22 protein-coding genes and 1 tRNA gene are annotated in these 21963 nt (G+C 67.5%); 12 read left to right on the top strand and 11 right to left on the bottom strand.

What is annotated here, in order from left to right; genetic code table 11:
* Positions 1-3 precede the first annotated feature (3 nt).
* The 6 genes from SMD10_RS00570 to SMD10_RS00545 all read right to left on the bottom strand — a co-directional run bounded on the left by SMD10_RS00570 (position 4) and on the right by SMD10_RS00545 (position 5367).
* The gene (locus SMD10_RS00570; RefSeq protein ID WP_331683681.1) at positions 4-861 is read right to left on the bottom strand and encodes an ABC transporter permease; all 858 of its coding nucleotides are present in this window, start codon (positions 859-861) and stop codon (positions 4-6) included.
* Positions 861-1802: an ABC transporter permease gene (locus SMD10_RS00565; RefSeq protein ID WP_331683680.1), complete on the bottom strand. Its 942-nt coding sequence runs from the start codon at positions 1800-1802 to the stop codon at positions 861-863. Before SMD10_RS00565 ends, SMD10_RS00570 begins: the two co-directional genes overlap by 1 nt.
* A gap of 113 nt (positions 1803-1915) precedes the next feature.
* Complete coding sequence (locus SMD10_RS00560) at positions 1916-3436, bottom strand: ABC transporter substrate-binding protein (protein WP_331683679.1); 1521 nt, start codon at positions 3434-3436, stop codon at positions 1916-1918.
* Positions 3437-3699: 263 nt separating this feature from the next.
* Positions 3700-4773 carry a DUF8744 domain-containing protein gene (locus SMD10_RS00555; protein WP_331683678.1) on the bottom strand — a complete coding sequence of 358 codons (1074 nt, stop codon included), beginning with the start codon at positions 4771-4773 and terminating at the stop codon, positions 3700-3702.
* A complete protein-coding gene (locus tag SMD10_RS00550) occupies positions 4770-5132 on the bottom strand; it encodes a metal-sulfur cluster assembly factor (RefSeq protein WP_331683677.1) in 363 nt (120 codons plus the stop codon). Before SMD10_RS00550 ends, SMD10_RS00555 begins: the two co-directional genes overlap by 4 nt.
* 1 nt (position 5133) lies before the next feature.
* Positions 5134-5367: a DUF2249 domain-containing protein gene (locus SMD10_RS00545; RefSeq protein WP_331683676.1), complete on the bottom strand. Its 234-nt coding sequence runs from the start codon at positions 5365-5367 to the stop codon at positions 5134-5136.
* 280 nt (positions 5368-5647) lie between these two features.
* On the opposite strand from SMD10_RS00545, the gene SMD10_RS00540 reads away from it, so the two are divergent.
* Positions 5648-5722, top strand: a tRNA-Gln gene (locus tag SMD10_RS00540).
* A 116-nt stretch (positions 5723-5838) separates the two neighbouring features.
* Here the strand turns inward: SMD10_RS00540 and hutC are convergent.
* Complete coding sequence (hutC, locus tag SMD10_RS00535) at positions 5839-6540, bottom strand: histidine utilization transcriptional repressor HutC (RefSeq protein ID WP_331683675.1); 702 nt, start codon at positions 6538-6540, stop codon at positions 5839-5841.
* The gene (locus tag SMD10_RS00530; protein WP_331683674.1) at positions 6537-7901 is read right to left on the bottom strand and encodes a formimidoylglutamate deiminase; all 1365 of its coding nucleotides are present in this window, start codon (positions 7899-7901) and stop codon (positions 6537-6539) included. Before SMD10_RS00530 ends, hutC begins: the two co-directional genes overlap by 4 nt.
* A gap of 66 nt (positions 7902-7967) precedes the next feature.
* Here SMD10_RS00530 and hutI point away from each other — a divergent pair, with 66 nt between their 5' ends.
* From hutI to SMD10_RS00475, 11 genes are all read left to right on the top strand, one after another.
* On the top strand, positions 7968-9179 hold the full coding sequence (gene hutI / locus SMD10_RS00525) for an imidazolonepropionase (protein ID WP_331683673.1): 1212 nt from the start codon (positions 7968-7970) through the stop codon (positions 9177-9179).
* The gene (gene hutH / locus SMD10_RS00520; RefSeq protein ID WP_331683672.1) at positions 9151-10716 is read left to right on the top strand and encodes a histidine ammonia-lyase; all 1566 of its coding nucleotides are present in this window, start codon (positions 9151-9153) and stop codon (positions 10714-10716) included. The genes hutI and hutH overlap by 29 nt, the downstream gene beginning before the upstream one ends.
* Positions 10716-11525 carry an N-formylglutamate deformylase gene (hutG, locus tag SMD10_RS00515; RefSeq protein WP_331683671.1) on the top strand — a complete coding sequence of 270 codons (810 nt, stop codon included), beginning with the start codon at positions 10716-10718 and terminating at the stop codon, positions 11523-11525. Before hutH ends, hutG begins: the two co-directional genes overlap by 1 nt.
* A 14-nt stretch (positions 11526-11539) precedes the next feature.
* The gene (gene hutU / locus SMD10_RS00510) at positions 11540-13222 is read left to right on the top strand and encodes a urocanate hydratase (protein ID WP_331683670.1); all 1683 of its coding nucleotides are present in this window, start codon (positions 11540-11542) and stop codon (positions 13220-13222) included.
* Between the two features lie 457 nt (positions 13223-13679).
* Positions 13680-14120 carry a hypothetical protein gene (locus tag SMD10_RS00505; RefSeq protein ID WP_331683669.1) on the top strand — a complete coding sequence of 147 codons (441 nt, stop codon included), beginning with the start codon at positions 13680-13682 and terminating at the stop codon, positions 14118-14120.
* Positions 14121-14129: 9 nt separating this feature from the next.
* Complete coding sequence (locus SMD10_RS00500) at positions 14130-14837, top strand: MotA/TolQ/ExbB proton channel family protein (RefSeq protein WP_331683668.1); 708 nt, start codon at positions 14130-14132, stop codon at positions 14835-14837.
* A 3-nt stretch (positions 14838-14840) separates the two neighbouring features.
* Positions 14841-15221, top strand: a complete 381-nt coding sequence (locus SMD10_RS00495) for a biopolymer transporter ExbD (RefSeq protein ID WP_331683667.1) — start codon at positions 14841-14843, stop codon at positions 15219-15221.
* 10 nt (positions 15222-15231) lie between these two features.
* Entirely contained in the window at positions 15232-15645 is a 414-nt protein-coding gene (locus SMD10_RS00490; RefSeq protein WP_331683666.1) for an ExbD/TolR family protein, read from the top strand.
* Positions 15645-16799, top strand: a complete 1155-nt coding sequence (locus SMD10_RS00485) for a TonB family protein (protein ID WP_331683665.1) — start codon at positions 15645-15647, stop codon at positions 16797-16799. The genes SMD10_RS00490 and SMD10_RS00485 overlap by 1 nt, the downstream gene beginning before the upstream one ends.
* A gap of 158 nt (positions 16800-16957) precedes the next feature.
* Complete coding sequence (locus tag SMD10_RS00480) at positions 16958-17800, top strand: AraC family transcriptional regulator (protein ID WP_331683664.1); 843 nt, start codon at positions 16958-16960, stop codon at positions 17798-17800.
* Between the two features lie 37 nt (positions 17801-17837).
* Positions 17838-18245 carry a DUF2000 domain-containing protein gene (locus SMD10_RS00475; RefSeq protein ID WP_331683663.1) on the top strand — a complete coding sequence of 136 codons (408 nt, stop codon included), beginning with the start codon at positions 17838-17840 and terminating at the stop codon, positions 18243-18245.
* 11 nt (positions 18246-18256) lie between these two features.
* Here the strand turns inward: SMD10_RS00475 and fhuB are convergent, their stop codons facing one another.
* Genes fhuB through SMD10_RS00460 form a run of 3 tightly spaced genes read right to left on the bottom strand, consistent with a single transcriptional unit; the run spans position 18257 to position 21896 of the window.
* On the bottom strand, positions 18257-20221 hold the full coding sequence (gene fhuB, locus SMD10_RS00470; protein ID WP_331683662.1) for a Fe(3+)-hydroxamate ABC transporter permease FhuB: 1965 nt from the start codon (positions 20219-20221) through the stop codon (positions 18257-18259).
* Positions 20218-21111 carry an iron-siderophore ABC transporter substrate-binding protein gene (locus SMD10_RS00465; protein ID WP_331683661.1) on the bottom strand — a complete coding sequence of 298 codons (894 nt, stop codon included), beginning with the start codon at positions 21109-21111 and terminating at the stop codon, positions 20218-20220. The genes fhuB and SMD10_RS00465 overlap by 4 nt, the downstream gene beginning before the upstream one ends.
* Complete coding sequence (locus SMD10_RS00460; RefSeq protein WP_331683660.1) at positions 21108-21896, bottom strand: ATP-binding cassette domain-containing protein; 789 nt, start codon at positions 21894-21896, stop codon at positions 21108-21110. Before SMD10_RS00460 ends, SMD10_RS00465 begins: the two co-directional genes overlap by 4 nt.
* Between the last annotated feature and the right edge of the window lie 67 nt (positions 21897-21963).

Here is a 21963-nt window from a genome sequence, read left to right as displayed (position 1 = left end):
CGATTACACGTCCTTGGCAAGGCGCGGGTCCAGCGCGTCGCGCAGGCCGTCGCCGATCAGCTGCAAACTGAGCACCGCCAGCGAGATCGCGATGCCGGGAAAGAGAATCAGGAAGAAGGCCTGGTCGATGTACTGGCGGCCTTCGTTGATCATCGTGCCCCAGGTCGGAATCGAGGGGTCGACGCCGACGCCCAGGAACGACAGGCCGGCCTCGGCCAGCATCGAATAGGCGAAGATGAAGGTGGCCTGCACCGTGACTGGTGAGACGATGTTCGGCAGCACGTGCCAGATCATGGTCGAGAGATTCGACGTGCCGAGCGCGCGCGCCGCCTCCACGAAGGGCAGCTCGCGGATGACCAGCGTGGCGGCCCGCACGATGCGGGCGATACGCGGCGTATAGACGATCGACAGCGCCACGATCACGTTGACGATCGAGCCGCCGAGGATCGCCACCAGCGCGATCGCGAGCAGGATGTCGGGAAACGCCATCATCGCGTCGATCAGACGCGACAGCGGCGCATCGAGGCGGCGGAAGAAGCCGGCGACGAGCCCGATGACGATGCCGACGGCCGTGGAGACGACGGCGGTGCCGAGACCGATCATGAGCGAGATCCGGCCGGCATAGAGCAGGCGTGAAAGCACGTCGCGGCCGAAGGCGTCGGCGCCGAGCAGGTAATCGCCGAGCGGTGGCGACAAGCGCGCGCGGACCGACATCCTGGATGGGCTCGCCGGCGCGATCCAAGGCGCCAGAAGCGCCGCGAGGAGAATCAGGCCGAAGACGATCAGGGCGATCAGCACTGCGCGTCGTTCGATCAGATTGCGAAAGAGCCCCGGATCTTCGGAGACGGATGCGGCGGCCATCAGTAGCGCACCCTCTTGTCGATCAGCAGATAGAGCAGGTCCACCGCCAGATTGATCAGGATATAAAGGGTGGCGACCACGATCAGCGTCCCCTGGATCACGGGGTAATCGCGTCGGAGCACGGCGCCGACGACGAGGTTGCCCATGCCGGGAATGTTGAACACGCGTTCCGTCACCACGGCGCCGGAGACGAGAAGCGCGAAAGTGAGTCCCACCACCGTGACGATGGGAATCGCGGCGTTCTTCAGGGCATGGCGCAGCACGACGCGGCTCTCGCGCATGCCCTTGGAGCGGGCGGTGCGGATATAGTCCTCGCCCAGCACGTCGAGCATCGAGGCGCGGGCAAAGCGCAGGATCAGCGCCGAGTTGACGATGCCGAGCACGATCGACGGCAGGATCAGATAGCCCATGCGGTCGAGGAAGCCGGTATTCGGACCGCCATAGCCCGAGGCCGGAAACCAGCCGAGGTCGGTGGCGAACCAGCGTTGCAGGATGAGGCCGGTCCAGAAGGACGGCACGGAGGCCGCCAGCATGGCCGTCGACACCGCCGCCTGATCGGCGGTCGACCCGCGATAGTAGGCGACGAGCACCCCGATCGGCAGCGCGATGACGATGGCGAAGGCGAGCGAGAACAAGGCGAGAAAGATGGTCGGCTCGGCCCGGTGCGCCAGGACGGAGAGGACTGGCTGGTTGAAGAACAGCGACTGGCCGAGATCGCCGCGCAAGGCATGGGCGAGAAAGGTCAGATACTGCACCGCGATCGGCTGATCGAGCCCCAGGCGGGCCCGCAGGGCGGCTGTGTCCTCGGGAGTGGCGTCCGGCCCCAGCATCAGCGCCGCCGGGTCGCCGGGTGCGAGACGGACCAGAATGAAGGCGATGGTGAGGACGAGGAACACCACCACCACCATACCGGCCAGCCGCTTCAGGATGTAGTTCCGCATGATCCCTGCCGGGTGGAGATACGGTGGATGCGGCGCCCGTCATCGGGCGTCGCAAGGCAATGCGCGACAGGATGGCGGCCGGCGACGATCGCGGCCGGCCGCCGCTTCGGAGCCTAGTTCTTCGAGGCGTTCCAGAAATACGGCCAGGGCGACGGATCGACACCTTCGAGCGACTTCGCCTCGCCGATCAGCGCATTGAAGTTGCCGACCTTGATGAAGCCGACGTCCTCCAGGTTCTTCTGCTGCAGCTGAGCGAAGATCTCCTGGCGCTTGGCCTGGTCCGTCTCGGTGACGAAGGCCTCGGCCAGCTTGTCCTTTTCCGGTTCCGACCAGCCGATGCGCGCGTTCGGGAACCACATGTCGGTCAGGGCCGGCTCGGGCAGGAACGGCGAGTGCGAGATGTAGATGTCCCACAGCGCCGGATCGTCGCGGCGCTGGCCGAGCGTCGCCCAGTCGACGACGTCCATCTCGACCTTGAAGCCGGCGGCCTCCAGCGCCTGCTTGGCGACCTCGGCCATCTTGTAGTGGAACTCGTACTGACGCGAGGTCAAAATCCGCAGCGGCGTGCCGTCGTAGCCCGCCTCGTCCAGAAGCTCCGCGGCCTTCTCGGGATCGTTCTGATTGTAGAGGTCGGTGCCGGCGTCCGAATACCAGTTCCAGCTCTCCGGATACATGGCGCCGTCGACCTTGAAGAACTTGTCGTCGCCGAAGGCGGCAAACAGCATGTCGTCGAAGGGCAGCGCGGCGAGCAGTGCCTGGCGGATCGTCTTGTCGGTCAAGAGCCCCGCCTTGTGGTTGATCGCCCAGACCGGCCAGCCGAACGGTTCCAGAAGGACAGGCTCGGCCTGGTCGCTGGAGGCGATGCGATCATAGCTTTCGGCCGGCAGCGAATCGGCAAAATCGAACTGGCCCGACAACAGGCCCTCGACGCGGGTGTTCGGATCGGGCACCGGCACGAAGCGGATTTCGTCCGGAACCTGGCCGCGCTTGCCCGAGCCGCCATTGGCCGGTTCGTCGCGCGGCACGAAACCATCGAAACGGACGAGCTGCAGATACTGGTCGGGCACGTGCTCGCCGTATTTGTAGGGGCCGGTGCCGATCACCTCGGTGAGGTTGCTGTCGTCGTCCGGAACGATCTCTTCGGGATAGATCGCGGCGGCCGAATTGGAGAAGGCGAGCAGCGAGAGCATCGGCGCATAGGGCGTGCTCATCTTGATCTCGACCTCGTAGGGGCCCTTGGCCGTCACCGACTCCACCTTGTCGGCAACGACCTTGCCGCGGGCCGCGACGCGCATCCAGCGCTCCAGCGACGCCACGACGTCGGCCGAGTCCATGGTCGAGCCGTCGGAGAAGGTGACGCCTTCGCGCAGCGTGATATCGTAGGTCTTGCCGTCCTCGGAAATCGTGGGGAGATCCTTGGCCAGGAGGGGAGCGACCGCCCAGGAGCTGTCGAACGTATAGAGGGTTTCCACCACGTGCTGGGTGACGATGGACACCACGTCCTTGGTGGAGACCGTGGGATCCAGAGTGTCCGGTTCGCCGATGATGGCGAAGTTGATGACATCCTGGGCCAGGGCTGGCACGGCGGCCGATCCCAAGGCCGCGGCAAGGACGACGGAGAAGCAGGTCTTCATAAACGTTATTCCCTTGCTACGTAACAAGCTCCATAATTAAGGATGATGCGTACAAGTTGGGCGGCCTGTCAAGATGCCAATTGCAGCGGCAGCGGCGCAGGCTGTCCGGCCGATGACGGCCTCTGTCAGGCCTGGGACGGCGGGACCAGAGCGACATTTTTCAGATTCGATAAGAAAAACATGGACCGAGGGTCCGTCGCGTGAGGGATCGCAACGGCGACACTGCGATGCCTGCAGCATCTGATGGCGGCAAGAAGATCGGGCTAGGCGATCGGGTGCTTCCGGCAGACGGTGCGGCCTGCCGAGGCGACGAGCGTCCCGACATAGAGAATGATGCTGGCGATCGTCAGCCAGGCCGAGAGCGAGAGGAGGGCGATCCGTTCGCTGAGATCGCCGATGATGCGCAGGGCCACCGCCGTATGCAGCAGGATGGCCGGAGCATAGAGGGCCGGCAAGTAACGCACGGCGATGCCGGTCACGGCTGGAAGGATGATCGGCGCGTGCGCGAACACCATCGACAGCACGAAGCCCAGGCCGATGGCATGAACGACCGCGTCGTGTCCGAAGGCGGCCACGCCCGGAGGCGCAACGGCCATGCTGACGGCGGCGGCGGCGAGCCAAGCGTAGCCGGCGAGCAGGCAGACCGCCGAATAGCGCGCCAGTCCGCTTGTCGTCACCGTCTTCAGCGCGATGTCGTGGACGAAGAGCCAGAAGGCCATCCCGGCCATCGAGGGTGCCAGCAGCCCAACGCCGTTCCACGGTTCTCCACGCCCGAGCGCCTTGACGAACAAGGCCACCAGCAGCACGAGAAGGCCCTTCGCGCCGGTTCCCACGCTGATCAGCCGCGACAGCTCCACCCGTTCGCCGACGATGGTGAGGATGAGGAAGCCGAGCCAAAGATAGCTGACATCCATGACGAAGGCGCCGGCGATCCACAGGCCGCACCCCCAGGCCCATAGGGCGGCGCCGGCCGTCATGATCGCGGCAAACAGCGTGCGCAGCTTGAAGGCCGCGAGGCCCGTGAGCAGGGTCAGGCCGAGCCCGGCGGAGAGAAACGCGGCGGCCGCCGGCCGCTCCTGGCCGGCGATCAGCAGGACGGCACCCAGTGCCGCAAGTGCCGGGACGAGAAACGCCGGGGTCCGCCCGTCCGCGACGGCGCGCTCGACCGCGATCAGTGTGCCGAAAAAGCCGCAGATCATCACCGCGCCGTGGAGGTCGAGCGCGGCCATCGGAGCCGGCGCGAGACCGAGGCGGGCCAAGCCCCCGTCCAAGCCCAGGACGAGGGCGCCGGCGGTGATCGCGAGAAGCGGCAGGCGAAGGAGGATCGTGCTCGTCATGACCGCGCGAACAGGCGGGCGAGGCCTGCCTTTACCGCTGTGCCCAGGGCGGGCAGGGGCTGCGCGAAGCGCGCACGGATCTCCGGAGCGGCCAGGTTGGGCTGCCAGATCGTCTCCCGGTCGAGCGTCACCGCGACCGTCCAGTCCAGTCCCAGACGCTGCTCGACGGCGGCCTTCGCGGTCTCGGCGATCAAAGCCCCGAGAGGGCAGGTGGGCGTCGTCATCATCAGAACGATCGCGACATCGCGGTCGCGGATCGCGAGCGATCGCACGAGGCCGAGATCGACGATGTTGACGCCCAGTTCTGGGTCGTCGACCGAGCGCAGCGCCTCCCGGACCTCCTGCTCGATGGCCGGCATGTCAGACTCGCGTGATCCGTACGCGCCATTCCTCGGGGCCAGCCACGAGATAGGCCCAGTCGTAGCAACCCGGAGCGTGCGTTTCGAAATGCCGTCGCAGGCCCCCCGGATCATGATCGTTGACGATCTGCAACGCACGCCCGTCCTGAAGCAGGTCGAACATTTCGAAGATGGTCGCGCGGCGCACCGCGCAGGGTAGGCCGCGAACGTCGAGTATGGGTTCCGTATCGCTCATCGTCATCACTCCGCCGAACGAGGGCGAAGATGGCAGAGCCGGCGGGCCGCTTCTTTGTCGCGTGACAAAGATCGGCATCGGGCCTGGGCGAGCCGCGGATGTTGCGTGGCGGTCGAGCCGAAGAAGCCGGACAGCACGACTCCATTATCGGTCGTTGAGGCGCCGCCGGGCGCGCAAGACTTGCCGTTTCTCAGGGCTGCGCCATTCTCCGGCGATCGGCGTTCGCGATGGTTTGCGTATGGCAGAGCGAACGGCTATAGACGCACCTCTCGCGAGGCTTTGGGGCGTCGCCAAGCGGTAAGGCAGCGGCTTTTGGTGCCGCCATTCGCAGGTTCGAATCCTGCCGCCCCAGCCATTCAAGATTATCGATATTTTCCAGTGACTTACGAGTCGGTGTGTGACTCCCTGTCGCCGGTGACCGATCGTTCGCCCGTGGCGGCGCGGTTCATCGTCGGCCCGTGAGGTGGCGGATCAGATCTTGGTGTTCATCCGGTAGCCCGGCGCATAGGACAGCCGCACCGAGGTGATCGGTTCGCCCTTGTCCCAGGTGATACGGTCGACGACGAAGATCGCCGCTCCATCCGGCGCCCCCAGTAAATCCGCCAGGGCCTTGTCGGCATTCGTCGCTGAAAAGGCGATGTCGCCTCCCGAATAGGGTGCGTTCTGGATCAGCCATTCGTTGGCGCTCAGCGCCGACAGATCGGCGGTGCGGACTTTCGGCAGAACACCGACATTGATCCACCGGTCTTCATGCAGAAAAGGATGGTTGTCGGCAAAATGGAGGCTCGTGACATGCAGCATCTCCGTATCCCGCTCCAGGCCGAGGCGGCTCGTCACCGGCAACGGAGCGGCGCAGATGGTCTGCTCGATCAGGCTGTATCGCCATTCGGCGCCGCGTTGCTCGACTTCCAGGCGGATGATCGGAATGTCGAGCACCACCCGGCTCGTCGGGTTGAGGGCGACACGGGTGCCGGCCTTGCGCCTGCGGTCGAGGAGCCCCGCATCCGCCAGCTCGCGCATCGCCCGGTTGACGGTGGTTCGGGCGCATCCGAACTCGGCCGCAAGTTCGGTTTCGCTGGGAAGCATACTGCCCGGCAGCCATTCCCTGTCGTTGATGCGACGCAGAAGCTCGGTGTGAATGCCGCGCCAGGAGTTGGTGTTGATGGCCCTCATATCCGGTCTTTCAGCGAACGCATGGCCTGCCGGTATCGGCCTTCGATGCGGTCCTTGTCGATATGGCGTCCGCCCTGTACCAGATGCCGGCCCGCCGACCAGACGTCGGTGATCATCCGGTCGTCGCCGGCGAAGATGTAGCTGTCCAGAATCGCGTCGCCGGCCCGCTCTTCGAGATCGATATGGGTGCTGTCCAGCGCCAGAAGATCCGCCCAGCGTCCCGCGGCGATGACACCGGAGGCGCGGCCTGCGGCCTGCGCCCCGCCCGCCACCGCGCCCTCGAACAGGACGCGCCCCGTCGAAGCGGCCGGCGTGGCGAGGATCGCGCGGTGCCGGTCGCGCAGCCGCTGCGAATATTCCAGCGTCCTCAGCTCCTCGGACAGCGCGATGCGGATGTTGGAGTCCGAGCCAACGCCGAACTGCCCGCCACGGCCGATATACCGGAGGCCGTCGAAAATTCCGTCGCCAAGGCTGGATTCGGTGATCGGACAGAGCCCGGCCACCGCGCCCGTCGCCGAAAGCCGCACCGTTTCGTCCTCGGTCATCTGGGTGCAGTGAATGAGGCACCAGCGTTCGTCCACCGGGTGATGCGTCAAGAGCCAGTCGACCGGTCGTTGGCCGTAGACGGACGACACCTCCTCCACCTCACCGGCCTGCTCGGCCAGATGCATGTGCAGGGGGGCTTGCGGGGCCAGCGCGACGCAGGCGGCGAGACCGTCCCGGCTGACGGCCCGCAGGGAGTGTGGTGCGACGCCGAGGCGGGCGTCGGCGGGCAGCTCCCGTATCAGCGCTGCCGCCCGCTCATGCAGCTTGGCGAAACGGTCGACCGAATTGCCGAAGCGGAGCTGGCCCGGAGCGAGGGCGGAGCCGTCGCAGCCGCCCTGCTGATAGAGGACAGGCAGCAGGGTCAGCCCGATGCCGGTCTGCCGCGCCGCAGACGCAATGCGGGCGCTGAGTTCGCCGAGATCGTCATAGGGCGACCCGTCCGGCTGGTGATGCACGTAGTGGAACTCGCCCACCGCCGCATAGCCCGCTTCCAGCATCTCCATCTGGACGAAGGCCGCGATCGCCTCGACGTCCTCGGGGGTCAGCGCCTCCAGGAAGCGGAACATCAGCCTTCGCCATGTCCAGAAGGTGTCGTGCCCGGATGGGCCGCGCTTTTCGGTCATCCCGGCCATCGCCCGCTGAAAGGCATGCGAGTGCAGATTGACGGGCGCCGGCAGCAGCACACCGACCTCGCGCGCGTCGGGATCGCGGCCAGTCGAAACGTCGGCGATCCGGCCGTCCGCGCCGATCCGAACCAGCACGTCGCGCTTCCAGTCTCCGCCGACGAGCGCCTGGTCCGCATGGATGGTTCGCATGGCTGTCGACCCCATTGACATCAGAATATGTGCATACATAATATCAATAAACGGGACTTGGACAAGATGGCGCCTTCACCCGAAATTCTCATCCATGCACGCCTCGCCACGATGGAAGAGGGGGCCGTGCCCTATGGGCTGATCGACGATGGCGCGATCGCGATCGACGGGGGTCGAATAGCGTGGTGCGGCGACAGTCATGACCTTCCGGCCCGCTATGCGGGTTGGACGCGCCGCGATCTTCAGGGCCGACTGGTCACGCCGGCACTGATCGACTGTCACACCCACGTGGTCTTCGGAGGCCATCGCGCGCGCGAATTCGAGCTCCGGCTTCTGGGCGCCAGTTATGAACAGATCGCCAGCGAGGGCGGCGGCATCGTCTCCACCGTCGCGGCGACCCGGGCGGCGCCCGAGGACCAGCTGCTGGCCGACGCGCTCAAGCGCGTGGACGCCCTGATGGCCGAGGGTATGGCCACGCTGGAAATCAAATCCGGCTACGGCCTGACCATCGAAGACGAACTGAAGATGCTGCGGGTGGCGCGGCGCATCGGCGAAGTCCGGCCCGTGCGCGTCCTGACGAGCTATCTCGCGGCGCATGCGGTGCCCGCGGAATTCAGCGGCCGCGCCGACGATTACATCGCCGAGATCGTCTTGCCCGGCATGGAGGCCGCCCATGCGCGTGGCCTCGTCGATGCCGTCGACGGCTTCTGCGAGAGCATCGCCTTTTCGCCCGAGCAGATCGCCAAGGTGTTCGACAAGGCGGCGTCGCTCGGCCTGCCGGTCAAGCTCCATGCCGAGCAGCTGTCGAATCTCGGCGGCGCGGCGCTCGCCGCGCGCCATGGCGCGCTGTCGGCGGACCATCTCGAATATCTGGATTCGGACGCTGTCGCGGCGATGGCTGAGGCTGGCACATGCGCGGTGCTTCTGCCCGGTGCCTTCTACACTCTTCGCGAAACGCAGCAGCCCCCCGTCCAGGCCCTGCGCGAGGCCGGCGTTCCCATGGCGATCGCCACCGACTGCAATCCGGGGACCTCGCCGCTCACCTCACTGCTCTTGACCATGAACATGGCGGCCACGCTGTTCCGCCTGACACCGGAAGAGGCGCTGGCGGGCGTCACCCGTGAAGCCGCCCGCGCGCTCGGGTTGAGCGATGCCGGTGTGATCCGGGCAGGGCTGAGGGCCGATCTTGCCATCTGGAATGTCGAACAACCGTCGGAACTCTCCTACTGGATCGGTTCCCATCCGCTGCATGAGCGCCTTTTTTCGGGAGGCCAATGAATTGATACTCACACCCGGAGCTGCGACGCTCGCCCAGCTCGAAGAAATCTATCGCGAAGGCGGCGCGGTATCGCTCGACCGGTCCTGCCGGGCCGGCGTCGAACACGCCGCCGCCCGCATTCTCGAGGCGGCCAACGGCGCAGCCGCGGTCTATGGCGTCAACACGGGCTTCGGAAAGCTCGCCAGCGTGCGCATCGATCCGAAGGATACGGCGCAGCTCCAGCGCAACCTGATCCTTTCGCATTGCTGTGGTGTCGGCGAACGCACGCCGGCTTCGGTGGTCCGGCTGATGATGTCGCTCAAGCTGTTGTCCCTGGGACGGGGCGCCTCGGGCGTGCGCTGGGAGATCATCCTTCTGATCGAGGCGATGCTGGAGAGGGGTATTCTGCCGCTCATTCCCGTCCAGGGCTCGGTCGGCGCCTCCGGCGATCTCGCTCCGCTCGCCCATATGAGCGCCGCGATGATCGGCGAGGGCGAGGTCGATGACCGCGGCCATATCCGCCCTGCTCGCGAAGCCCTGGCGGAAGCCGGCCTCGAGCCCGTGACGCTGGGGCCGAAGGAAGGGCTCGCCCTGATCAACGGCACCCAGTTCTCCACCGCCTACGCCTTGGCGGGGTTGTTCGAGGCCTGGAGCAACGCCCGTGCTGCCGTCGTCACAGGAGCGCTCTCCACGGACGCCATCATGGGGTCGACGGCGCCGTTCGAGGAGGAGATTCACACGCTGCGCGGCCACCGCGGCCAGATCGAAGTCGCCGCGGCGCTGCGATACCTGATGGCCGGCTCGGCCATTCGCGAAAGCCATGTCGACAACGACAGCCGCGTGCAGGACCCGTACTGCATCCGCTGCCAGCCGCAAGTGACGGGAGCCGCTGTCGGCCTTTTACGACACGCCGCCGAAACGTTGGCGGTCGAAGCCAACGCCGTGACCGACAATCCCCTCGTGCTGACCTCTTCGGGGAGCATCGTCTCGGGCGGCAACTTTCATGGCGAACCCGTCGCCTTCGCCGCCGATCAGATCGCCTTGGCGGTCGCGGAGATCGGCGCCATCGCACAGCGGCGCGTCGCGCTGATGGTCGATCCCGCCTTGTCCTTCGATCTGCCCCCCTTCCTGACGCCCGATCCGGGGCTCAATTCCGGCTACATGATCGCCGAGGTGACCTCCGCCGCCCTGATGAGCGAGAACAAGCACCTCGCCAATCCCTGCTCGACGGATTCGACGCCCACCAGCGCCAATCAGGAGGACCATGTGTCGATGGCCGCGCATGGGGCCAGGCGCTTGACGGCCATGAACGCCAACCTCGCGCAGATTCTGGGAATCGAACTGCTCTGCGCCGCTCAGGGCGTCGAGTTCCGCGCCGAGTTTCGATCGAGCCCGCCGCTGGAGGCCGTGGTGGCGCGTCTCCGGCAGGATTGCCCGGCGCTCGAGGCCGACCGCTATCTCGCGGCGGACCTTCAGGCGTCCGCCGGCCTGATCGCATCCGGCGAGATCTGCGATGCAGCAGGCCTGGGCGACCGCCTCGTCCTGGGAGAGAGCTGATGCAACCCTTCACCGTATCCCGTGGCGAAAGCTGCCTGGTTCTGGCCCTGCCGCACACCGGCACATGGCTGCCGCCCGACGTCCACGGCGCTCTCGACGAACGGGGCCAGCGCCTCACCGACACCGACTGGCACCTCGATCGGCTCTATGCCGACCTGGTGCCGGATGCGACAGTCGTCAGCGCGAGTTTTCATCGCTATCTGATCGACGCGAACCGGGATCCGAGCGGCCGAAGCCTGTATCCCGGACAGAACACGACGGGCCTTTGCCCCGTTACCGACTTCGACGGGCGGCCGATCTATCGGGAGGGTCAAGACCCGACCCCGCAGGACATCCAAGCTCGTCTCGAAGGCTTTCATGCGCCGTACCACGCGGCGCTCGAGGCGGAGCTGGCGCGGGTGAAAGCCAGGCATGGCGTCGCCGTGCTCTATGACTGCCATTCGATCCGCTCCCGGATCCCCTACCTCTTCGACGGCATCCTGCCCGACTTCAATATCGGCACGAATGACGGCGCCAGCTGCGCGCCGGCTCTCGAAGAGGCCGTCGCCTCGATCTGCGCGCGCGCCGAGGGCTACAGCTCCGTCGTCAACGGCCGCTTCAAGGGCGGATGGACGACGCGCCATTATGGAAAACCCGAGGACGGCATCCATGCGGTCCAGATGGAGCTCGCCCAGTCGACCCATCTCGCCGCCGAGGAGCTGCCCTTCGCCTACGACGGCGAGAAGGCCGAGAGGCTGCGCGTCCACCTGAAGGCCATCCTCGAGGCGCTGAGCGAGCGGGCGCTCGCCGGCGCGCTCGCACGACATTGAAGGGACCCCGCGCCATGGCAAGTTCCCGGCACAACATGCGCGACATCTATCCGCCGACCGGATCTCAGATCAGCGCCAAGAGCTGGCTGACCGAGGCGCCGATGCGCATGCTGATGAACAATCTGCATCCGGACGTGGCGGAAAACCCGCACGAGCTCGTCGTCTATGGCGGCATCGGCCGTGCCGCCCGCACCTGGGACGATTTCGACCGCATCGTCGCGACGCTGAAGACGCTGGAGGACGACGAGACGCTGCTGGTCCAGTCCGGCAAGCCGGTCGGCGTCTTTCGCACCCACAAGGATGCGCCGCGCGTCCTGATCGCGAACTCCAATCTGGTGCCGCATTGGGCGACCTGGGAGCACTTCAACGAGCTCGATCGCAAGGGGCTGGCCATGTACGGCCAGATGACGGCCGGCTCGTGGATCTATATCGGCACCCAGGGCATCGTTCAGGGCACCTACGAAACCTTCGCCGAGGCCGGCCGCCAGCATTATGACGGCAGCCTGAAGGGCAAATGGATCCTGACCGCCGGCCTCGGCGGCATGGGCGGCGCTCAGCCGCTCGCAGCGGTGATGGCCGGCGCCTGCTGCCTCGCCGTCGAATGCGACGAGACCCGTGCCGATTTCCGCCTGCGCACCCGCTATCTCGACGAGAAGGCCGACACGCTCGACGAGGCGCTGGCGATGATCGAGGCCTGGACGAAGGCCGGCGAGGCCAAGTCGGTCGGCCTCATCGCCAACGCCGCCGATGTCTTTCCGGCGCTGGTCGAACGCATGAAGGCGGGTGGCATCCGCCCCGACATCGTCACCGACCAGACCTCGGCGCACGATCCTGTGCACGGCTATCTGCCGCAAGGCTGGACGGTCGCCGAGTGGCGCGAGAGACAGGAGAGCGACCCGAAAGCGGTCGAAAAGGCGGCGCGCGCATCGATGAGGGTGCACGTCCAGGCGATGGTCGATTTCTGGAACGCCGGCGTGCCAACGCTCGACTACGGCAACAACATCCGCCAGGTGGCGAAAGAGGAAGGCCTGGAAAACGCCTTCGCGTTTCCGGGCTTCGTGCCGGCCTATATCCGGCCGCTGTTCTGCCGAGGCATCGGCCCGTTCCGCTGGTGCGCGCTGTCGGGCGACCCTGAGGACATCTACAAGACCGACGCCAAGGTTAAGGAACTGGTCGACGACCCGAACCTGCACAATTGGCTCGACATGGCGCGCGAGCGCATCGCCTTTCAGGGCCTGCCGGCGCGCATCTGCTGGGTCGGGCTGGGCGTGCGCCACAAGCTCGGCCTCGCCTTCAACGAGATGGTCAGGAACGGCGAGCTGTCGGCGCCAGTGGTCATCGGCCGCGATCACCTCGATTCCGGCTCCGTCGCCTCGCCCAACCGCGAGACGGAAGCGATGAAGGACGGCTCGGATGCCGTGTCCGACTGGCCGCTGCTCAACGCGCTGCTGAACTGCGCCTCGGGCGCGACCTGGGTCTCTCTGCATCACGGCGGCGGCGTCGGCATGGGCTTTTCCCAGCATTCCGGCATGGTGATCTGCTGCGACGGCAGCGCCGAGGCGGATGCGCGCATCGCCCGCGTCCTCTGGAACGACCCGGCGACCGGCGTCATGCGTCATGCCGATGCCGGATACGACGACGCCGTCGAATGCGCCGAAAGCCATGGCCTTCGCCTGCCGGCGATTCTTGGGAATTGACGATCGCAGGATCGAAACTCGCGACATCGGCCGAGCCGGCGCCGGCGTCCTCGACAACGGGGTTGGATATCTTCGATCCGTCGCGCCACAGGCGTTTACTTGAACGTTGAATTCATGTTTATGTCGGCCGTATGTCGCATCGAGGCCTCTCGGTGACCGTCCCAGTAACTGAGCGTCTTGCCGTCCTTGTCTCCGTTTGCGCCCACCGTCGAAATAGAAGTGTCTGGACGGCACCTCGCCGGTGCCCGAAAAATAGACGAGTGTGCTCGTGGCGCCCCGTATGACCCGCCCGGGTCCGATTCTGTCGTTTTCGATGACCTGGGCTCGTCGCCGAGACGTGCGAGGCATGGTTCGCCGCTGGCATATGGGCGGTGTGGCGTGCCGTGCCCTTCGAGCAAGGCCGGAACGGCCGGCTTCGTCTCCCGCTGTGAAACTTCGAGTCATGAGGAATAGGAACGTGCTGCGAAAACTGGTGATGCTGGTGCTGGGACTGACGATCCTGCCGGCGTTCTGTCTCACTGCCGAAGCGCAGGATGCGCCCGCGTCGAAGCCGAGCCTGTCGCTGGAGCTCAACGCGGTGCGGCCGAGCCAGACGGGCTGCCGGCTCGGCTTCGTCGTTCACAACGGCCTTCCCGGCGCGCTGGAGCGGGCAGCCTTCGAGGTTGTCCTGTTCAACAAGGACGGGCTGATCGACCGCCTTCTCGTCCTCGATTTCGGAGCGCTGGCGCAGGACAAGACGAAAGTTCGCGAGTTCGACCTCAAGGACACCGATTGCGGCACGTTGTCTCGCGTCCTGCTCAACGACGTCGCGGCCTGCGAAGGCGCGGACGAGGCGGACGGAGGCTGCATGGCGGCGCTCCAGGTCTCCTCGCGCGCGCAAGTCGGCTTCGGCCTGTAGGAGCGGGCGATGGTTCTCGACACTCTGCTGGCGCCCATAACGGCTCTTTTCGAACTCGGCGGCTCCGTCGTCGTGATCCTCGTCGTCCTGTCGGTCGTCGCGCTCGCCGTGATCATCCTCAAATTGTGGCAGTTCGCGGCCGAGGGCGTCGGACGCCGCCGTTCGGCCAAGCGCGCCGTCGACGCCTGGATCCACGGCCAGGATCATGTCGCCCTGCAGGCCGCCGAAGCGGGAAGGGGGCCTGTTGCCGGCACGGTGGCCGCAGCCCTGCGCGGGCTGATCTTCGGCGGCCTTGATCGCCAGATCGTCGAGGAAGACGCCGCGCGGATCGCGCAGGAGCGGTTGCACTCCCTGTCGCGCGGCCTGCGGCTGCTCGAGGCGGTGGCGCAGATCGCGCCGCTGCTCGGCCTGTTCGGAACCGTGCTCGGCATGATCCAGGCCTTTCAGGCGATGCAGGAGGCCGGCGCCAATATCGATCCCTCGCAGCTCGCCGGCGGCATCTGGGTGGCGCTGCTGACGACGGCCGTCGGCCTTGCGATCGCCATGCCGGTGTCGCTCATCACCACCTGGTTCGATGGCCGCATCGACAATGAACGGATCGCCATCGAAACCTTGCTGACGGCCGTCTTCACCCGGCGCGCGACCGATCGTCGTCCCGAGCTGCCGGCGGCGGTGGCGAAGAGGGGCATGGCCGTCGGTGCCGTCCCCGGGGAATAGCCCATGCGTATCGCTGCTCCCCGCAAGCGGCGCGCCGCCTTGTCGATGACGTCGCTGATCGACGTCATCTTCCTCTTGCTGCTGTTTTTCATGCTGTCATCGACCTTCACCCGCCATCAGCGGGTCGACATCGCGCCGTCGGTCAGTGGAGCCGGCGGGGGCGCGCCGGACGTCCTGTTGCGGGTCGGGCCGAACGCGAGCTTCGAGGTCAACGGCGAGGTGCTGCCGGCAGAGGCGCTGGCCGCGCGCCTCGAGACCTTGCGCGGCATCGGCGCGGAGTCGCTCGTGATCACCGCCCTCGACGGCGGCGACAGCCAGAGCCTGGTGACGGCGGTGGAGACGAGCCGGCGTGCGGGCTTCACCGCGGTCTCCGTGACGGACTAGGACCGGATCGATGCGCCTGGAGCGACCCGCCAAGAAACCGCCGCAGGATCCGACGATCGCGTTGATTAACATCGTCTTTCTGATGCTCATTTTCTTCCTTCTCGCCGGAACCCTGGCACCGGGAACCGATCGCGACATCGATCTCATTCGAACCAGCGACGCCGAGCGGGAAAAGCCGCCGGTCGAGCCGATCTCGGTGACCGCCGACGGTGAAATCCGCTATGGCGGCAAGCCCGTGTCGCGCGATGGGCTGGTCGAGCGTCTCCGCCAGGCCCGGCCTGCGACGGGAAACGCGGATGCCGACGGCATCGAGGTCCTCGCCGACCGGTCGCTCTCGGCGCGCGACTTGATCGACCTGATCCGGATGCTGCAAGCCCAGGGCTATTCGGCCCGCATCGTCACGCGCATGGCAGGGGCCTCGTGATGCGGTTCACGGCCGGTCATTGGACGCTCGCCGTCTTCCTGTCGCTCGCCCTGCACGGCGCGCTCGCCTGGTGGATCGTCGGGCAGCACGAGGACGAGCCGCCGATGATCGAAGGCAGCCCCGGCGTCTCGATCGCCGTTGCCGGCGATCCCTTCGACGCGGTCGCAGCCGGCGATTCGGGCGAAACCGATACGCCGCCGGCCGACATCGCACCCAGCGAAGTGGTGGACGCCGAGGTCGCCGAGCCGGTCGACGTGGCCGAGACGCCCGAAACGCCGGTCGAGGCGATGCCGACCGAGACCGCTGAACCGGTTCCGTCGGAAGCCATGACGCCCACCGATCAGGCTCCTGCCGAGACCCGGCAGCCGGAAACCGTCGAGCCTGCCGAAGCGACGCCACCTCCACCGGCCGAAACGCCGACAGCTCTCGCCGCCGTGCCTGAAACGGCCAAACCCGAGATCACCCCGCCGACGACGTCGGCGACCGTTGCGGCGGTCGAACCCGAGACCGCCAAGCCGGAGCCCACCGAGGTCGCTCCGGCCGAAACGGTCCAGACTGCCGAAGCCGAGACCGAGCAGGCCGTTCCTGCCGAAACGATGGTCGCGACCACCGCCGAAGTGGTCGAGGCGGAAGATCCTCAACCCGACAACGTTCCCCGTCCCACGGCTCGGCCGACGCCGCCCCGACGGGTGGCGCAGGCAGACCCGACCCCGCGACGGGAAACGCCGAAGCGCATCACGACCAGGGCCAAGCCTCGCGCTGGTGATAACGGCAAGCAGGCGGCCACCGCGCAGCGCGGCTCGCGCAATCAGGGCAATGCCGCCCGGACGGCCGGCGGTGGCGTGAGCCGCGTCGAGGCCACCGCTGCGCGTTCGAACTATTCGGGCGAGATCCTGCGCCGTATTCGGCGGGCACAGCGCTATCCTTCGCAGGCCAGGCGCGAGCGCGCCGAAGGCACCGCGACCGTCGCCTTCACCGTGTCGAGCGGCGGCGGTGTCTCCGGCGTCCGGCTGGTGCGATCGTCGGGGCACACCATCCTCGACAACGCGGTGGTCGATCTGATCCGCCGTGCCGCGCCGTTTCCCCCGATTCCGGCCGCCGCGGGCCGCAGCAGCATGAGCTTCACGGTGCCGGTCGCCTATCAGATCCGGTAGCGGCGCGTATCCTGTGCAGGCGAACTGAATGGCCGTACCGGTTGCGCGATGGCGGCGCCTCGCGCCATAGTGCGTGAGGCCGGTATCGAACGAAGACCTCAAGCTCGACACCGGTCGTGGGCCTCTGCCCGATACGGCAAAACACGACAGGTTGCTCTTTGCGTCGCTCTGACCGCCTTCGTCTGGCGCGGGATGCCGGGACCGGAATCGAGGCGATTTCGGCATGCTTCTTCGGCCATGCCTACGACCTGCACCATCATGAGGAATGGCTCGTCGGCGTAACCGAACGCGGAGTCCAGGATTTCTTCTGTCGCGGAGAGCGGCGGCAGAGCACGCGCGGCCGGGTCATTCTGATCGAGCCGGGCGAGATGCATGATGGCCAGGCGGTGACCGGCGGCGGCTTCGCCTACAGCATGCTCTATCTGCCGCAGTCCTGGCTCGATGCGCGTCTCGCCGGCCCGGCCCAGGCCGTCGGCTTTCGTTCGACGCTCGCCGATGACCGGCGCCTCGGCGCGGCGATCGCCTGGGCCTGCCGCCTTGTCGACAAGACCGGTCCTCGGCTGATGATCGATGCGGCGCTCGACGCGGTGGTCCTGCATCTGCGCACGCATCTCGGTCTGCCGCTGCAGGACGACGGCGCCAAAGATGCCGGGTCGTGGGTGGCGCGGCGTGCCCGCGACCGGCTGCATGATTGCCTGCGCCAGGATGTCGGTCTGGACGCGTTGGCGGAAGCAGCCGGCGCGAGCGACCGTTTCCAGCTCGCGCGCGCCTTCCGCACGGCCTACGGCACCTCGCCCCACGCCTATCTGGTGCAGCTCAGGCTGGCCGAGGCGCGTCGCCTCCTGAAGGAGAACGTGGCGCCGGCCGACGCCGCCTTTGCCGCCGGCTTCGCCGATCAGAGCCATCTGGGGCGCTGGTTTCGCCGCGCCTACGGCATGACGCCCGCGGCCTATCGCAGGGGGCGCACGAACGTTCCAGACGTATCACCCGCGACGGGGTAACGCTGCGCCGACGACGAACGACGCAGCGGATAAAGGCATGTTCGATACGAAGGTGGCGATCCTCGTGCTCGAGGATCTGGAAACCTGGCAGAAGCTGAACGTCACGGCCTTCCTGGCGACCGGCATCGCCCACGAGGCGCCCGAAGCCATGGGCGAGCCCTATGAGGACGCCGCGGGGCGCCAGCATGCCCGCCTGCTGGGCCAGCCGATGCTGATCTTTGCCGCGTCGGGCGAGACGCTGCAGCGCGCCTACCGCCAAGCCATCGACCGGGGCCTGGCGAGGGCCGTCTATGTCCGGGCGATGTTCGCGACCGGCCACGACGCGGCCAATCGGGAAGTCTTCAAGGCCGAGCCGGCCGATGCGCCGGATCTCGTCGGAATCGCGCTGCGCGGCCCCCGCAAGGACGTCGACAAGGCGACCAAGGGCGCCAAACTGCATTCCTGACCGGGCATCGGTCAGCGTGTGGCACCCTGTGGCCGTCGATTGATGAGCCAGATCAGGTAGGGCGCCCCGATCAGCGAGGCGAAAAGCCCGAGCGGCAGCTGATAGGGAAAGGTCAGCGTTCGCGCCAGCCAGTCGGCCAGGACCATCAGGGCCGTTCCGATCGCCACGGACAGCGCCAGCTGCGGGCCCGGCCGTGGTCCGCCGGCCAGCCGCGCCAGATGCGGCGCCATCAACCCGACGAAGGACAGCGGCCCGACGAACAGGGTTGCGGTGGCCGACAGGACGGCGGCGAGGAGCACCAGCCCGCCGCCGGCGAGGCGGGGCGACAGGCCGATCGAACGAGCCAGCGCGTTGCCGAGCGGCAGGATCGTCAGCCATCGCCGCAGGAACGGCAAAGGCGCGATCATCGCCACGGCGAAGACCGCCAGGATGATCGCCTCGGTGGGCGCCACGCGCTGTGTCGAGCCGCTCAGCCAGGTCAGCAGCCGCATCGACTCGGGTCCACCGCGCGCGATGACGGCGGTGATGACCGCGCCCGCCAGGGCGCCTACGGCAAGGCCGGACAGGAGGAGGCGCTCGGCACCGAACTGGTGGCGGACCGCGATCACGAGGACCGCGGCGAGAGCGGCCAGCGAACCGGCGAGGCATCCGATGAACTCCAGATCACGCGAAACGCTGCCGGCGAGAATCAGAACGGTGGCGAGACCGACGCCGGCTCCGGAACTGATGCCCAGTACTTCCGGGCTTGCCATCGGATTGCCGGTGACGCGCTGCATCACGAAGCCTGCGGCCGCCAGCATGGCTCCGGCTGCGCCGGCGGCCAGGATGCGCGGCCAGCGCCAGGGCGCCACGACGTCAAAGGTCGAGCCCGTCGCCCAGAGCCAGCCTTCTGGCCCCTTGCCGAGAAACAGCGCCAGCACGGCCAGGAGAGCGGTGATCGCCAGCAGCGCCAGCAGCATTCGGCGGGGATGACGGATCGACGCCGTGCGGTCCATTCCGGACGAGCGCGCCGGCGTGCGGCGCAGGCGCGGCAACAGCCACAGCAGCAGCGGGCCGCCCAGCAGCGCCGTCACCGCCCCTGTCGGCACCAGCTCGGTTCCGCCGACCCGGACGAGCTGCACGAGACTGTCCGTCAGCCAGAGCAGCGCCGCGCCGACCAGCGGTGCCGTGCAGAGGATCTGCTTCAGCGTCCTGGCACCGGCAAGGCGCGCGAGATTGGGGGCGGCAAGGCCGACAAAGCCGATCACCCCGACCGAGGCCGTGACGCTGGTCGCCAGCCCGACCGCGACAGCGAGCGTCAGAAGTCGGGTCGTGTCGACCCCGAGGCCGAGCGCCTTGGCGCTGGTGTCGTCGAGGGTCAGCAACAGCAGAGGGCGGGCGAGCGCGGCGGTCGCGATGCCGGCGATCGCCAGCCGCAGGACGAGCGACAGGCTCGGTCCCCAGCTCTGCTGGGTCAGCGAACCGCCGCCCCAGATGAACAACGACATCATGTACTCGCCATGGGCCAGCACCAGGGTTGCGCTCAGCGAGGCCGCGACGAGAGAGATCAGCATACCCGAGATGATCACTGTCACCGGATCGAGACCGCGCCGCCAGGAGAGCGCGAGGATGACGGCGAGCGCCGCGGCACCGCCGGCAAAGGCGATGGGTTCGCGCGACACCGCCATCAGGCCGGGCGCGTAGATCGTCGCGGCGGTCATCGCCAGCTGCGCGCCCGCCGCGACGCCGAGCGTCGAAGGATCGGCGATCGGATTGCGCAGCACGCGCTGCAGCAGCGCACCGGAGAGCGCCAGGGCGGCGCCCGCGACGATGGCGACGGCGGCGCGGGGCAGCACGGAGTGGACGAGGATGGCGCGCTGCATCGCATCTGCGGGCAGCGGCCAGGCGAGCCAGGCCTGCCGCACGAACAGCAACGCGGCGAGACCGGCGGCCAAGATCCAGCCGACGGTGGCCGGTTTGCTCCACGGCAGTCTCATCCGCCACCCGGCCGATCGCTGAGTGCGGCTGCGAACAACCGGGCGAAGCGCTGGGCCGCCGGCAAGCCGCCGAAGGGATCGATCGGATCGAGCGTCAGCACGCGGCCTTCGCGCACGGCCGGCAAGGCCCGCCACAGCGCGCTTTGCGGCAAAACGCGCGTGGCATCCGGCGGAACCGGCCCGATGATGCAGATGATCGCATCCGGCACCTTCGCCAGCGCCTCGATCTCCACCGGCGCCGTCGCGCTGTAGCTGGTCTGCCTGCCCCAGGCGTTGGTGAAGCCGAGGCGCGTCAGCACGTCGCCAAACATCGCGTCGTCGCCGAACACGCGGACATGGCGCGGATCGCCGATGCTCACCAGAAAGACGGGCCGTTGTGCGCGGCTGGTCAAAAGACGACGTCGTTCGTCGATGCGGCGGGCAAACCCGGCGATTACGGGCTCGGCATGCCTGCCGATCCCCGTATCCTCGGCCATTGCGCGCATCACGGCCTCGGCCTTGGGGTAGGGTGGCTCGCCGGGAAGATAGATCGACAGGGTGCGCACCGGGGCGATCGGCGCGACCAGGTCGTGCGCCCAGGCGCTGAAGTTCGAGCCGTAGATCACGTCGGGCGCCAAGCTGGCCAGGAGCTCGAAGTTCGGCGAACCGCGCAGGCCCAGATCGACGATCGTCGCCGGCAGATCCGGTTCCACCGCGATGCGGCGGAATTGCCTCAGTTCGGGACCCGCGACCGGCACGAGGTCCAGCGCGAGAGCGGTTTCCAGCAGCGCCCAGTCGAGGACCGCGACGCGCCGCCCGGCCGCGAGCGCGGGTCGCGCGGTAGCCAATACCGCGCCGGACAGCATCGCCAGGACGCGCCGGCGCGATGGATTGCGGGCGACGTGTGTCACAGCACGTAGCCGATGGGCGCGCCGGTCGCCGGATGGGTGAAGATGCCCATGTCGATCGCGTAGATCTTGCGCAAGGTCTCCGGCCGCATGATGTCATCCGGCATCCCGTCGGCGACCACCTGGCCGCCGCCGAGCGCCACCAGCCGGTCGCAGAGCCGCGCCGCCATGTTGATGTCGTGCAGGACGATGACGACGGATAGGCTGCGTCGGCGCGCCAGATCGCCGACGAGTGCCAGCATGTCGGCCTGATGCGCGATGTCGAGAGCCGATGTCGGCTCGTCCAGCACCAGGCACTCGGTATCCTGGGCGAGCAGCATGGCGAGCCAGACGCGCTGGCGCTCGCCGCCGGACAGGCTGTCGACCAGCCGGGTGCGCAGGGTTGCCAGGCTCGTCTGGACGATCGCATCGTCGACCTTCTCGCGGTCGCTCACCGTGAAGCGGCCGAACGTGCCGTGCCAGGGAAAGCGCCCGAGTGCCACGAACTCCTCCACGTTCATGCCGTCCGTCGACGGCATGAACTGCGGCAGATAGGCGAGCCTGCGGGCGAACTGGCGATCGGAGCCGTGGTCGATATCCTGACCGAGAAAGCGGATCGTACCCTCGCTCGGCTTCTGCTGGCGTGCCAGCATCTTCACCAGCGTCGACTTGCCCGAGCCGTTGGGACCGATCAGCCCGACGATGCGGCCGTGCGCGAAGCTCAGGCTCAGCGGCCCGACAATGCGGCGGCTCTCCGGCGCGAAGCTCACGCCGGAGAGTTCGAACAGGGGCGGCGTCGATGCAGTCATGGCGCAACCGCGCCACCGACATTGCCGTGGCCGCGACAATCGAAGCGAAGCTTTTCTTCCACGATAG

The sequence above is a fragment of the Consotaella aegiceratis genome (assembly GCF_036541425.1).
GTDB lineage: Bacteria > Pseudomonadota > Alphaproteobacteria > Rhizobiales > Rhizobiaceae > Consotaella > Consotaella aegiceratis.
This window is presented reverse-complemented; position numbering and strand designations above follow the sequence as displayed.